This is a genomic window from Enterobacter sp. MGH120 (assembly GCF_001037725.1).
Taxonomy (GTDB): Bacteria; Pseudomonadota; Gammaproteobacteria; order Enterobacterales; family Enterobacteriaceae; genus Enterobacter; species Enterobacter hormaechei_C.
This window is the reverse complement of record NZ_KQ089940.1, coordinates 463,936-477,660: the sequence shown is the minus strand read 5'-3', so window position 1 is coordinate 477,660 and position 13,725 is coordinate 463,936. Positions and strand designations below refer to the sequence as shown.

At 56.1% G+C, this 13,725-nt stretch carries 10 protein-coding genes; 8 read left to right on the top strand and 2 right to left on the bottom strand.

Features of this window, described 5'->3' with window-relative positions:
- Positions 1 to 5 precede the first annotated feature (5 nt).
- The 4 genes from SK54_RS02225 to ompL all read left to right on the top strand — a co-directional run bounded on the left by SK54_RS02225 (position 6) and on the right by ompL (position 5,687).
- Positions 6 to 2,030: an alpha-glucosidase gene (locus SK54_RS02225; RefSeq protein ID WP_048246659.1), complete on the top strand. Its 2,025-nt coding sequence runs from the start codon at positions 6 to 8 to the stop codon at positions 2,028 to 2,030.
- A 45-nt stretch (positions 2,031 to 2,075) separates the two neighbouring features.
- Positions 2,076 to 3,458, top strand: a complete 1,383-nt coding sequence (locus tag SK54_RS02220; protein ID WP_048246657.1) for an MFS transporter — start codon at positions 2,076 to 2,078, stop codon at positions 3,456 to 3,458.
- Positions 3,459 to 3,501: 43 nt separating this feature from the next.
- A complete protein-coding gene (locus SK54_RS02215; protein ID WP_045327139.1) occupies positions 3,502 to 4,926 on the top strand; it encodes an MFS transporter in 1,425 nt (474 codons plus the stop codon).
- A 74-nt stretch (positions 4,927 to 5,000) separates the two neighbouring features.
- On the top strand, positions 5,001 to 5,687 hold the full coding sequence (ompL, locus tag SK54_RS02210) for a porin OmpL (protein WP_003861929.1): 687 nt from the start codon (positions 5,001 to 5,003) through the stop codon (positions 5,685 to 5,687).
- A gap of 80 nt (positions 5,688 to 5,767) precedes the next feature.
- Here the strand turns inward: ompL and typA are convergent, their stop codons facing one another.
- Complete coding sequence (typA, locus tag SK54_RS02205) at positions 5,768 to 7,591, bottom strand: ribosome-dependent GTPase TypA (protein WP_006808726.1); 1,824 nt, start codon at positions 7,589 to 7,591, stop codon at positions 5,768 to 5,770.
- A 377-nt stretch (positions 7,592 to 7,968) separates the two neighbouring features.
- On the opposite strand from typA, the gene glnA reads away from it, so the two are divergent.
- The 4 genes from glnA (at position 7,969) to SK54_RS22435 (ending at position 12,240) form a co-directional block, all read left to right on the top strand.
- A complete protein-coding gene (glnA, locus tag SK54_RS02200; RefSeq protein ID WP_003861925.1) occupies positions 7,969 to 9,378 on the top strand; it encodes a glutamate--ammonia ligase in 1,410 nt (469 codons plus the stop codon).
- Positions 9,379 to 9,545: 167 nt separating this feature from the next.
- Positions 9,546 to 10,595 carry a nitrogen regulation protein NR(II) gene (gene glnL, locus SK54_RS02195; protein ID WP_003861923.1) on the top strand — a complete coding sequence of 350 codons (1,050 nt, stop codon included), beginning with the start codon at positions 9,546 to 9,548 and terminating at the stop codon, positions 10,593 to 10,595.
- 11 nt (positions 10,596 to 10,606) lie between these two features.
- Complete coding sequence (glnG, locus tag SK54_RS02190; RefSeq protein ID WP_003861919.1) at positions 10,607 to 12,019, top strand: nitrogen regulation protein NR(I); 1,413 nt, start codon at positions 10,607 to 10,609, stop codon at positions 12,017 to 12,019.
- A gap of 110 nt (positions 12,020 to 12,129) precedes the next feature.
- The gene (locus SK54_RS22435; RefSeq protein WP_017382667.1) at positions 12,130 to 12,240 is read left to right on the top strand and encodes a YshB family small membrane protein; all 111 of its coding nucleotides are present in this window, start codon (positions 12,130 to 12,132) and stop codon (positions 12,238 to 12,240) included.
- 100 nt (positions 12,241 to 12,340) lie between these two features.
- Here the strand turns inward: SK54_RS22435 and hemN are convergent, their stop codons facing one another.
- Positions 12,341 to 13,714, bottom strand: a complete 1,374-nt coding sequence (gene hemN / locus SK54_RS02180) for an oxygen-independent coproporphyrinogen III oxidase (protein WP_015569899.1) — start codon at positions 13,712 to 13,714, stop codon at positions 12,341 to 12,343.
- Positions 13,715 to 13,725 lie beyond the last annotated feature (11 nt).

Genomic DNA, 13,725 nt, shown 5'->3' with positions numbered 1-13,725 from the left:
TTTTTATGCGTACCCTACACAATATTGACCTGAAAAATAACGAAAGTGGTTTTACCCTGCGCTGGCAGGACCGTCTGATTTTATCCCACACCGCGGATGCCCCTTGCCTGTGGATCGGCGCAGGCGAGGCGGATATCGAGATGTTTCGCGGCAATTTCAGCATCAAAGACAAGCTTAACGAAAAGATTGCCCTGACGAACGCGACCGTAACGCAGCAAAGCGCGGGCTGGGCAATCCGCTTTACCCGCGGCGACGCGGTGAGCGCGACGCTGCTGGTGGGCGTGGATGGCGAAGGCCGTCTGGAGCTGAAGCTGAAAAATGACGCCGCCAGCCATAACCGCATCTGGCTGCGGCTGGCGGCTCAGCCTGACGATCATATCTACGGCTGCGGCGAGCAGTTCTCGTATTTCGATCTGCGCGGCAAGCCGTTCCCGCTGTGGACCAGCGAGCAGGGCGTGGGCCGCAACAAGCAGACTTACGTCACCTGGCAGGCCGACTGCAAAGAGAACGCGGGCGGCGATTACTACTGGACCTTCTTCCCACAGCCTACCTTCGTGAGCACCCAGAAGTACTACTGCCACGTGGATAACAGCTGTTATATGAACTTCGACTTCAGCGCGCCGGACTTCCACGAGCTGGCATTCTGGGAAGATAACGCCACGCTGCGCTTCGAATGCGCAGAAACCTACGTCGATCTGCTGGAAAAACTGACCGGCCTGCTGGGGCGTCAGCCTGAACTGCCGGACTGGGTTTACGACGGCGTGACGCTGGGTATTCAGGGCGGCACCGAGGTGTGTCAGCAGAAGCTCGACGCCATGCGCGAGGGCGGCGTGAAGGTAAACGGCATCTGGGCGCAGGACTGGTCCGGCATCCGGATGACCTCCTTTGGCAAACGCGTAATGTGGAACTGGAAGTGGAACAGCACGCTCTATCCGCAGCTTGATGAGCGGATTGCGCAGTGGAAAGAGGAAGGGGTGCAGTTCCTCTCCTATATCAACCCTTACGTCGCCAGCGATAAAGATCTCTGCGAAGAGGCGTCGAAGCGCGGCTATCTGACCAAAGATGCCGACGGCAAGGATTACCACGTTGAGTTCGGCGAGTTCTACGCGGGCGTTATCGACCTGACTAACCCGGAAGCCTACAGCTGGTACAAAGAGGTGATCAAAAAGAACCTGATCGAACTGGGCTGCGGCGGCTGGATGGCCGATTTCGGGGAATATCTGCCGACCGATACCTTCCTGCACAACGGCGTGAGCGCGGAGATCATGCATAACGCCTGGCCTGCCCTGTGGGCGAAATGTAACTACGAAGCGCTGGAGGAGACCGGCAAGCTCGGGGAGATCCTGTTCTTCATGCGCGCGGGCTACACCGGCAGCCAGAAGCACTCTGTGATGATGTGGGCGGGGGATCAGAACGTCGACTGGAGCCTGGACGATGGTCTGGCGTCCGTCGTACCGGCGGCGCTGTCGCTGGCGATGACCGGGCACGGGCTGCACCACAGCGACATTGGCGGCTATACGACCCTCTTCGAGATGAAGCGCAGCAAAGAGCTGCTGCTGCGCTGGTGCGACTTCAGCGCCTTTACGCCGATGATGCGTACCCACGAGGGCAACCGCCCTGGCGACAACTGGCAGTTCGACGGCGACGCGGACACCATCGCCCACTTCGCGCGCATGACCACCGTCTTCACCACTCTGAAGCCGTACATCAAAGCTGCGGTAGCGCAGAACGCGAAGAGCGGCCTACCGGTGATGCGCCCGCTGTTCCTGCACTACGAGGACGACGCGCGCGCCTACACGCTGAAATACCAGTACCTGTTTGGCCGCGATCTGCTGGTGGCGCCGGTTCATGAAGAGGGACGCCGCGACTGGTCGCTCTATCTGCCGCAGGACACCTGGGTCAATGCGTGGACCGGGGAAACCTGCCAGGGCGGTGACATCACCGTTGATGCCCCGCTCGGCAAACCGCCGGTCTTCTATCGCCAGCACAGCGAATGGGCAGATCTGTTTAGCACCTTACGTCATATCTGATAAGGCTCGCCCGCGGGGAAACCTGCGGGCAGACGGAGAACAATAATGAGTCAACATACTTCTGATCCGGCAACCCTGCGCCTGCCGTTTAAAGAAAAACTCGCCTACGGGATGGGCGATCTCGGCTCGAACATCCTGCTTGATATCGGCACGCTGTATCTGCTGAAGTTCTACACCGACGTGCTGGGGCTGCCTGGCACCTACGGCGGGATTATCTTCCTGATTGCGAAGTTTTTTACCGCCTTCACCGATATGGGCACCGGGATCATGCTCGATTCCCGGCGCAAGATCGGCCCGAAAGGGAAATTCCGCCCGTTCGTGCTGTATGCAGCCTTCCCGGTAACGTTGCTGGCGATAGCTAACTTCGTCGGCACACCGTTTGAAATTACCGGTAAAACGGTGATGGCGACGGTGCTGTTCATGCTGTACGGCCTGTTCTTCAGCATGATGAACTGCTCCTACGGCGCGATGGTGCCCGCCATTACCAAAAACCCGGACGAGCGTGCTTCGCTGGCCGCCTGGCGCCAGGGCGGCGCCACGCTGGGTCTGCTGCTCTGTACGGTGGGCTTTGTCCCGGTGATGAACCTGATTGAGGGCAACGACCAGCTTGGCTACATCTTTGCCGCCACCCTCTTCTCGCTGTTCGGGTTGTTCTTTATGTGGTGGTGCTATAAGGGCGTAACCGAGCGTTACGTCGAGACGCAGCCTGCTAACCCGGCGCAGAAACCGGGGCTGTTGCAGTCGTTTCGCGCCATCGCCGGGAACCGTCCGCTGTTTATCCTGTGCATCGCTAACCTGTGCACGCTGGGCGCCTTTAACGTTAAGCTCGCCATTCAGGTCTACTACACGCAGTACGTACTGAACGACCCGATCCTGCTGTCGTACATGGGCTTCTTCAGCATGGGCTGTATTTTTATCGGCGTCTTTATGATGCCCGGCGCGGTGCGGCGCTTCGGTAAGAAAAAGGTCTACATCAGCGGGCTGATGATTTGGGGGGCGGGCGATCTGCTTAACTACTTCTTCGGCGGCGGCTCGGTGAGCTTCGTGGCGTTCTCCTGCCTGGCGTTCTTCGGCTCCGCGTTCGTGAACAGCCTGAACTGGGCGCTGGTGTCCGATACCGTGGAATACGGCGAGTGGCGCACCGGCGTACGCTCCGAGGGGACGGTCTACACCGGCTTTACCTTCTTCCGTAAGGTATCGCAGGCGCTGGCGGGCTTCTTCCCGGGGATCATGCTCACGCAGATCGGCTATGTGCCTAACGTGGTGCAATCCGCCGGCACGGTTGAAGGGCTACGGCAGCTGATATTTATCTATCCGAGTCTGCTGGCAGTCATCACCATCGTGGCGATGGGCTGCTTCTACAACCTTAACGAGAAGATGTATGTGCGCATCGTGGAAGAAATTGAGCTGCGCAAACGTACGGCATAAATGACGTGATTGAGCGCCCTGCGGGGCGCTTTGAGGATCGACCATGACACATAATACTGATCCGTTAACCCTGAAATTGAGCCTGCGAGAGAAGTGCGCCTACGGGATGGGTGATTTTGGCTCGAACCTGATGCTGTGTATTGGCACGCTGTATCTGTTGAAGTTTTACACGGACGAGCTGGGCATGCCCGCGTTCTACGGCGGCATCATTTTTCTGGTCGCCAAGTTCTTTACCGCGTTTACCGACATGCTGACCGGGGTGCTGCTGGACTCCCGGCGTAATATCGGCGCGCGGGGCAAATTCCGGCCATTCATTCTCTACGCCTCCGTTCCGGTGGCGCTGGTGGCCACGGCGCAGTTTATGGCCAACGACTTTAGCCTGACGGTGAAAACGGCCCTCGCCACCGTGCTCTTCATGATGTTTGGCCTCTGCTACAGCCTGATGAACTGCGCCTACGGTGCAATGGTTCCGGCCATCACCAAAAACCCGAACGAGCGCGCGCAGCTTGCGGCGTGGCGTCAGGGCGGCGCAACGGTAGGACTGTTGCTCTGTACTGTCGGCTTTATGCCGATTCAGGCGCTGTTCGTCAGCCAGCCCTCACTCGGCTATCTGGTGGCCGCGCTGGTGTTCGTCACCGGGGGACTGTTCTGCATGTGGTGGTGCTACAGCGGGGTGAAAGAGCGCTACGTCGAGCTTACGCCCGATCACCATAAACCCGGCATTCTGAAATCGTTCTGCGCGATTTTCCGCAATCCGCCGCTGCTGGTGCTGTGCATCGCCAACCTGTGTACCCTCGCCGCGTTTAACATCAAGCTGGCGATTCAGGTCTATTACACCCAGTACGTGCTGAACGATCTGCATCTCCTGTCGTGGATGGGCTTTTTCAGCATGGGCTGCATTCTGATTGGCGTGTTTCTGGTGCCTGGCGCGGTAAAGCGCTTTGGCAAGAAACCGGTCTATCTGGGCGGGCTGACGCTGTGGGCGGTGGGCGACGTGCTGAACTTCGTCTGGGGGACCAGTTCCCTGCTGTTCGTGCTCTTTTCCTGCATGGCCTTTTTCGGCACCGCGTTTGTGAACAGCCTGAACTGGGCGCTGGTGCCGGATACGGTTGATTACGGCGAGTGGAAAACCGGGATCCGCGCCGAAGGGTCGGTGTATACCGGCTATACCTTCTCGCGCAAAATCTCCGCGGCGCTGGCAGGTTTTCTGCCCGGTATCATGCTGACCCAGATTGGCTATGTTCCCCATGCCGTACAGAGCGCAGGCACGCTGCTTGGGTTGCGTCAGCTTATTTTCCTCTGGCCGTGCGGCCTGGCGATCGTTGCCGCCGTGACCATGGGGCTGTTTTATAAACTCAACGAAGCGCGCTTCGCCTTTATTATCGAGGAGATTGGAAAACGGAAAAAACAGACCGCGACTACCCCTGAGATAACCACCAACAATAAAGCGTCAGCAGTCACTTTATAACAATAAATCCGGCCAGTATGTCCTTCCTGTTTATCAGGAGGGAGGCCTTTCTGTACCTGATACATGGACAAATTATGAAAAGAATCATCACCGTACTGATCGTGTCGTCTGTGTCCTGCCCGGTTTTTGCCGGGGCCTATGTCGAAACGCGCGAAGCCTACAACACCGCCTCTGAGCTGCACGAAGTGATCCTGCGTGCGGGCTATAACTTCGATATGGGCGCGGGACTGATGTTCACCAACGCTTATAACGTGGGGAAATGGGACGAACTGAAGCACAGCTATAACGAAATTGAGGGGTGGTATCCACTCTTCAAACCGACCGACAAACTGACCTTCCAGCCCGGCGGCTTGATTAATGACAGCAGCGCAGGATCAGGTGGCGCGGTTTATTTAGATACTAACTATAAATTTACGGACTGGTTTAATCTGACGTTCCGCTATCGCTATAACCATAACAATTACGATACGCCGGACTATAACGGGCAGATGGATAAGAACGACACACATGAATTTGCCAACTACTGGAATTTCAAAGTGACGGATGCGTTTTTCTACACCTTTGAGCCGCACTTTTTCCAGCGGGTGAATGATTACCACAGCAAAAATGGCAAAGACCATCACTGGGAAATTACCAATAAATTCAGCTATAAGATCGACAGAAACTGGCTGCCGTATCTTGAGCTACAGTGGCTGGACCGATGGAATGATTACAACCGCGAGCAGTACCGGATCCGTTTAGGGTTGCGGTATTCGTTCTAATAAAAAAAGCCGCTGATCGCTCAGCGGCTTTTTCGTTGCCGGGTGGCGCATGCGCTTACCCGGCCTACGGCATAACCGAATTACTCTTCTTTCGCACCGCGCATTGCACGTTTACGATCGTTCTCGGTCAGGTGACGTTTACGGATACGAATTGACTGAGGCGTCACTTCGACCAGTTCGTCATCATCGATGAATTCCAGAGCCTGCTCCAGGGTCATCTTGATCGGTGGAACCAGAACCGTTGCTTCGTCAGTACCGGACGCACGCATGTTGGTCAGTTTCTTACCGGTCAGGCAGTTTACCGTCAGGTCGTTAGAACGGCTGTGAATACCGATGATCTGGCCTTCGTAAACTTCAGCACCGTGACCCAGGAACAGCTTACCGCGATCCTGCAAACCGAACAGCGCAAACGCAACCGCTTTACCCTGACCGTTGGAGATCAGCACGCCGTTGTTACGCTGGCCCACTTCGCCCGGACGAACGTCGTCGTAGTGGCTGAAGGTGGAGTAAAGCAGACCAGTACCGGAAGTCATGGTCATGAACTCAGAACGGAAGCCGATCAGGCCACGGCTTGGGATCACGTAGTCGAGACGTACGCGGCCTTTGCCATCTGGATTCATGTTTTTCAGGTCGCCTTTACGCTCACCCAGTGCCTGCATCACAGAACCCTGGTGCTGCTCTTCAACGTCCAGCGTTACGTTTTCGAATGGCTCTTGTTTACGGCCATCGATTTCGCGGAAGATAACTTTCGGACGGGAAACCGCCATCTCGAAACCTTCACGACGCATGTTCTCGATCAGAACAGACAGGTGCAGCTCACCACGACCCGAAACGCGGAATGCATCAGCGTCTTCGGTTTCTTCAACGCGCAGCGCAACGTTGTGCACCAGCTCTTTGTTCAGGCGGTCAAGGATCTGACGAGAGGTAACAAACTTACCTTCTTTACCACAGAACGGAGAGGTGTTGACGTTGAAGAACATGGATACGGTTGGTTCATCAACGGACAGGGCTGGCAGCGCTTCGACGTTCTGCGGATCGCAGATGGTGTCGGAGATGTTCAGTTCACCCAGACCGGTGATGGCAATGATGTCGCCCGCTTCAGCGATGTCGCTCTCGATACGCTCAAGACCCAGGTGAGTCAGAACTTTACCGACTTTACCGTTACGGGTTTTGCCTTCGCTATCGATGATAGTGACCTGCTGGTTAGGCTTCACTTTACCGCGCTTGATACGACCAATGCCGATTACGCCAACGTAGTTGTTGTAGTCGAGCTGAGAGATCTGCATTTGCAGGGTGCCTTCCAGGTCAACGTTTGGCGCAGGAACGCGGTCAACAATCGTCTGGTACAGCGGAGTCATGTCTTCCGCCATGTCTTCGTGATCCAGACCGGCGATACCGTTCAGCGCAGACGCATAAACGATAGGGAAGTCCAGCTGTTCGTCGGTCGCGTCGAGGTTAACGAACAGGTCGAAGACCTGGTCAACAACCCAGTCAGGACGCGCGCCAGGACGGTCAACCTTGTTGATCACAACGATAGGTTTCAGGCCGTGGGCAAATGCTTTTTTGGTCACGAAGCGCGTTTGCGGCATAGGGCCATCAAATGCGTCAACCACCAGCAGCACGGAATCCACCATGGACATCACGCGCTCAACTTCACCACCGAAGTCGGCGTGCCCTGGGGTATCAACGATGTTGATACGGTAGTCATTCCATTTGATAGCGGTGTTTTTGGCGAGGATGGTAATCCCACGCTCTTTCTCCAAATCGTTGGAGTCCATCACACGCTCTTGAGTTTCGGCACGAGCATCAAACGTACCGGACTGCTGTAGCAGCTTATCAACCAGGGTAGTTTTACCATGGTCGACGTGCGCGATGATGGCGATATTACGCAATTTTTCGATCACAACTTTGCCTCAGGCATTTAGAAATAGCGCGTTATTGTACACGGATTAATCGCACTACAAAACAGGATCACAAACATCCCCCGCAAACAAGTATTGCAGAGATGCTTTGTGATCGCTTTCACGGAGCGGTAAAAGGGCACTTTAACGTAAATTGCACCAATATGGTGCTCGATGTTCACACAGAAGCACTATAATGGTGCAACAAATCCAATGTGGTGCAGCCCTTCTGCACTATGGTGCGCATGATAACGCCTTTTTGGGGTGTTTTAAAAGTTGGCACAGATTTCGCTTTACAGAAATACAGTAAAAATATGGCAGCCCAGCCGATTTGAAGACCTCGTTACCACGACGACAATGACCAATCTGGAGAGTTAAGTATGTCCGCTGAACACGTTTTGACGATGCTGAACGAACATGAAGTGAAGTTTGTTGATCTGCGCTTCACCGATACCAAAGGTAAAGAACAGCACGTCACGATCCCTGCTCATCAGGTGAACGCCGAATTCTTTGAAGAAGGCAAAATGTTTGACGGCTCCTCCATTGGCGGCTGGAAAGGCATTAACGAATCCGACATGGTTCTGATGCCAGATGCAACCACTGCGCTCATTGACCCGTTCTACGAAGAACCTACGCTGATCATCCGCTGCGATATCCTGGAACCTGGCACGCTGCAAGGCTATGACCGTGACCCACGCTCCATCGCAAAACGCGCTGAAGAGTACCTGCGTTCTACCGGTATCGCAGACACCGTTCTGTTCGGGCCAGAGCCAGAGTTCTTCCTGTTCGATGACATCCGTTTTGGTGCTTCCATTTCTGGTTCCCACGTCGCTATCGATGACATCGAAGGCGCATGGAACTCTTCCACCAAATACGAAGGTGGTAACAAAGGTCACCGTCCGGGCGTGAAAGGCGGTTACTTCCCGGTTCCTCCGGTCGATTCTTCACAGGACATCCGTTCTACCATGTGTCTGATCATGGAAGAGATGGGCCTGGTTGTTGAAGCGCACCACCACGAAGTGGCAACGGCTGGCCAGAATGAAATCGCAACCCGCTTCAACACCATGACCAAAAAAGCGGATGAGATTCAGATCTACAAATACGTTGTGCACAACGTTGCGCACCGTTTCGGTAAAACCGCGACCTTCATGCCAAAACCCATGTTCGGCGACAACGGTTCCGGTATGCACTGCCACATGTCCCTGTCCAAGAACGGCACCAACCTGTTCTCTGGCGACAAATATGCGGGTCTGTCTGAGCAGGCGCTGCACTACATCGGCGGTGTTATCAAGCACGCTAAAGCGATCAACGCCCTGGCGAACCCGACCACCAACTCCTACAAGCGTCTGGTCCCAGGTTACGAAGCACCGGTGATGCTGGCTTACTCTGCCCGTAACCGTTCTGCGTCTATCCGTATCCCGGTGGTGGCGTCTCCGAAAGCGCGTCGTATCGAAGTGCGCTTCCCGGACCCGGCGGCTAACCCATACCTGTGCTTCGCAGCACTGCTGATGGCCGGTCTGGACGGTATCAAGAACAAGATCCACCCGGGCGAAGCCATGGACAAAAACCTGTACGACCTGCCGCCAGAAGAAGCGAAAGAGATCCCACAGGTTGCCGGCTCTCTGGAAGAAGCCCTGCAAGCGCTGGACGCAGACCGCGAGTTCCTGACCGCTGGCGGCGTGTTCACCGATGAAGCGATCGACGCTTACATCGCGCTGCGTACCGAAGAAAACGACCGCGTTCGCATGACGCCGCACCCGGTTGAGTTCGAACTGTACTACAGCGTTTAATTGATTTGTTTTACCCGGCGCATACGCGTCGGGAGTAGTTGCCGTGGAAACTTTAGCCCATCTTCGGATGGGCTTTTTTCTCCACCAACAACCTGATCTCACGCGCTTTTTACCTCTAAAACGCTATACTGCACTAAAATAGTGCAACGACTCCAGGAGACTGCTGAATGGCAACTGGCACGCTGCCCGATGCTGGGCAGATCCTCAATTCTTTGATTAACAGTATCTTGCTGGTCGACGACGAGCTGGCGGTGCATTACGCCAACCCGGCGGCGCAGCAGCTGCTCGCTCAAAGCGCCCGTAAACTGTTTGGCACGCCGCTGCCTGAACTGCTGAGCTATTTCTCGCTGAATATTGGTCTGATGCAGGAGAGTTTGCAGGCGGGTCAGGGCTTCACCGATAACGAAGTGACGCTGGTGATTGACGGACGCTCGCATATTTTGTCCCTCACCGCACAGCGCCTGCCAGATGGCATGATTCTGCTGGAAATGGCGCCGATGGATAACCAGCGTCGTCTCAGCCAGGAGCAGCTACAGCATGCTCAGCAGATTGCGGCGCGCGACCTGGTACGCGGGCTGGCTCATGAAATTAAAAACCCGCTGGGCGGCTTACGCGGTGCGGCACAGCTTTTGACCAAAGCGCTGCCTGACCCTGCCCTGGCGGAGTATACCAACGTCATTATCGAGCAGGCGGACCGTCTGCGTAATTTGGTCGATCGCCTGCTCGGGCCGCAGCAGCCGGGGATGCATGTTTCAGAAAGCATTCACAAGGTGGCGGAGCGGGTGGTGAAACTCGTCTCTATGGAGCTGCCGGATAACGTCACGCTGGTGCGTGATTACGACCCAAGCCTGCCGGAGCTGGCGCACGATCCGGACCAGATTGAACAGGTGTTGTTGAACATTGTGCGTAACGCGTTGCAGGCGCTAGGCCCGGAGGGTGGCGAAATTATTCTGCGTACCCGCACCGCGTTCCAGCTGACGCTGCACGGCGTGCGTTATCGTCTGGCGGCACGTATTGATGTGGAAGATAACGGGCCGGGGATCCCGCCGCATCTCCAGGACACCCTGTTCTACCCGATGGTCAGCGGTCGCGAAGGCGGCACCGGGCTGGGGTTATCCATAGCCCGTAATTTGATTGACCAACACTCCGGCAAAATTGAATTTACCAGTTGGCCGGGACATACCGAGTTTTCGGTTTTCCTGCCGATTAAAAAATAAAGGTGACGTTTATGCAACGAGGGATAGTCTGGGTAGTCGATGACGATAGCTCCATCCGTTGGGTGCTTGAACGCGCGCTCACAGGAGCGGGATTAAGCTGCACGACATTTGAGAGCGGCAGCGAAGTGCTCGACGCACTCACCACCAAAACGCCGGACGTTCTGCTCTCGGATATTCGCATGCCGGGCATGGACGGACTGGCGCTCTTAAAGCAGATCAAACAGCGCCACCCCATGCTTCCGGTCATCATAATGACCGCCCACTCCGACCTGGATGCCGCCGTTAGCGCCTACCAGCAGGGGGCGTTTGATTACCTGCCAAAACCGTTTGATATCGACGAAGCCGTTGCCCTGGTCGAACGCGCCATCAGCCACTATCAGGAGCAACAGCAGCCCCGCCACGCGCCGGATTTCGGGCCTACGACGGACATCATCGGTGAAGCGCCGGCCATGCAGGACGTGTTTCGCATCATCGGGCGTCTGTCGCGCTCGTCTATCAGCGTCTTGATTAACGGTGAATCAGGGACCGGTAAAGAGCTGGTTGCGCACGCCCTGCATCGCCACAGCCCGCGGGCGAAAGCGCCTTTCATCGCCCTGAACATGGCGGCGATCCCCAAAGATTTGATTGAATCTGAGCTGTTCGGCCACGAAAAAGGGGCGTTTACCGGGGCAAATACCATTCGTCAGGGACGCTTTGAACAGGCTGACGGCGGAACGCTATTCCTGGATGAAATCGGCGATATGCCGCTGGATGTTCAGACCCGACTGCTGCGCGTGCTGGCAGATGGCCAGTTTTACCGCGTGGGCGGCTATGCGCCGGTGAAGGTGGACGTGCGTATTATTGCCGCGACGCACCAGAACCTGGAGCTGCGCGTGCAGGAGGGGAAATTCCGTGAGGATTTATTCCATCGTCTGAACGTGATCCGCGTCCACCTCCCGCCGCTGCGCGAGCGTCGGGAAGATATCCCGCGTCTGGCGCGCCATTTCCTGCAAGTGGCGGCCCGCGAGCTGGGCGTGGAAGCCAAGCAGCTTCATCCGGAAACGGATGCCGCCCTCACCCGTCTGGCGTGGCCGGGCAACGTGCGTCAGCTGGAAAACACCTGTCGCTGGCTGACCGTGATGGCCGCCGGACAGGAAGTGTTGATTCAGGATCTCCCCGCCGAGCTGTTTGAAGCCACCGTGCCCGAAAGCACCGCCGGACATGCGCTGCCGGACAGCTGGGCGACGCTGCTGGCGCAGTGGGCAGATCGCGCGCTGCGTTCCGGTCATCAAAATCTGCTCTCCGAAGCGCAGCCTGAGATGGAGCGCACGCTGTTGACTACCGCGCTTCGTCATACCCAGGGCCACAAACAGGAAGCGGCTCGCCTGTTGGGATGGGGTCGAAACACCCTGACGCGCAAGCTGAAAGAGCTGGGAATGGAGTGATCTTACTCCGCTGTGTAAAGGTTACTAATTGAGCGCAAAGTGCCGTTATTTTGCGCTTTACTGTTCCGATGAGTTTTGTATGATCGTGCCCGGAAACAGGGGGGAGCATCATGCTGGAATCATTAGTGACTTTGCTTTCGAGCGGAGCAGCAGAAAGCCACACGCCACAAACTGCCGTTGCGGCGGTATTGTGTGCGGCACTGGTTGGGCTGTTTAGCTAACGAGCTGTTGATGAAAAGCCGGGTGGCGGCTTCGCCTTACCCGGCCTACATAAGTGCGAGATGTAGGCCGGGTAAGCGAAGCGCCACCCGGCATTGCAGCTCAAATCACCCGCGAGAACTGCTGTAAACGCGCCTTCTGACGCAGATAGGCATCGAAGCACATGCAGATATTACGAATCAACAGACGTCCTTTCGGCGTGACGACAACCGCACTCTCCGACACATCCACCAGCCCGTCTTTCGCCAGCGGCGCCAGAAGCTTCAGGTCTTCGGCAAAGTAATCGCTGAATTGCAGATCCCATTGCGACTCCACCTCGCGAAATTCGAGACGGAAGTTGCAGATAAGCGCCTTAATCACATCACGACGGATGCAGTCGTCGCGCGTTAGCGCAATGCCGCGCCACAGCGCGTTGCCGGTTTCGTCTATCTGCTGATAGTACAGCTTCAGCTCTTTCTGATTCTGGGCGTAGCAGTCGCCAATCATGCTGATGGCGGAGACGCCCATTCCGAGCAGATCGGTATCGCCCTGGGTGGTGTAGCCCTGGAAGTTACGGTGGAGAACACCTTCGCGCTGGGCAATCGCCAGTTCATCGTCAGGGCGGGCAAAGTGATCCATTCCGATAAACTGATAGCCGGTTTCGGTCAGCGAGGCGATGGTCTCCTGCAAAATGTCCAGCTTCTGCTGGGCGGAAGGCAGATCCGCATCTTTGATTTTGCGCTGAGCGGCGAACAGCGTCGGCAGGTGCGCATAGTTAAAGACGCTCAGACGGTCCGGGTTAAGCTCAGCCACGCGTTTAAGCGTGTAGGCGAAGCTCTCCGGCGTCTGCTTCGGCAGGCCGTAAATCAGGTCTATATTCGTTGAGGTAAAGCCGATTTCACGCGCATGGTTGAGTAAGGCAAAGATAAACGCTTCGTCCTGCTCGCGGTTTACCAGGCGCTGTACTTCTTTGTTGAAGTCCTGTACGCCCATACTCAGGCGGTTGAAACCTTCGGCGCGTAAATGATCCAGCACATCCAGTTCGATTTCACGCGGATCGACCTCGATCGAAATTTCGGCGTCGTCGTTAAAACTAAAATTGCCGCGCAGCAGCGCCATCAGGCGGCTGATCTGCGCTTTATTCAGATAAGTTGGCGTACCACCGCCCCAGTGAAGCTGGCTGACGTGACGCCCTTTAAACAGCGGTGCGCGGTGCAGAATTTCCTGTTCGAGCGCATCGAGGTATTGATCGGCTTTGTGCTGCTGGCGGGTAACGATTTTATTGCAGCCGCAGAAGTAGCAGAGCTTATGGCAGAACGGAATATGGACGTAGAGCGACAGCGGGCGCTCGGGATAGCGCGCCACAGCTTGCTGAAAATCCGCCTCGCCGAAAGCATCAGAAAACTCCAGCGCGGTGGGGTATGAGGTATAACGCGGCCCGGAATAGTTATATTTCTGGATCAGGGCCAAATCCCAGTCGATAGATGGTACAGACATGCTCACTCCTT

What these genes read in the sequence shown, in the direction of transcription:
- SK54_RS02225 (WP_048246659.1), top strand. Translation starts at nt 6, where the DNA reads ATGCGTACCCTACACAATATTGACCTGAAAAATAACGAAAGTGGTTTT.
- SK54_RS02220 (WP_048246657.1), top strand. Translation starts at nt 2,076, where the DNA reads ATGAGTCAACATACTTCTGATCCGGCAACCCTGCGCCTGCCGTTTAAA.
- SK54_RS02215 (WP_045327139.1), top strand. Translation starts at nt 3,502, where the DNA reads ATGACACATAATACTGATCCGTTAACCCTGAAATTGAGCCTGCGAGAG.
- ompL (WP_003861929.1), top strand. Translation starts at nt 5,001, where the DNA reads ATGAAAAGAATCATCACCGTACTGATCGTGTCGTCTGTGTCCTGCCCG.
- glnA (WP_003861925.1), top strand. Translation starts at nt 7,969, where the DNA reads ATGTCCGCTGAACACGTTTTGACGATGCTGAACGAACATGAAGTGAAG.
- glnL (WP_003861923.1), top strand. Translation starts at nt 9,546, where the DNA reads ATGGCAACTGGCACGCTGCCCGATGCTGGGCAGATCCTCAATTCTTTG.
- glnG (WP_003861919.1), top strand. Translation starts at nt 10,607, where the DNA reads ATGCAACGAGGGATAGTCTGGGTAGTCGATGACGATAGCTCCATCCGT.
- SK54_RS22435 (WP_017382667.1), top strand. Translation starts at nt 12,130, where the DNA reads ATGCTGGAATCATTAGTGACTTTGCTTTCGAGCGGAGCAGCAGAAAGC.
- hemN (WP_015569899.1), bottom strand. Translation starts at nt 13,714, where the DNA reads ATGTCTGTACCATCTATCGACTGGGATTTGGCCCTGATCCAGAAATAT.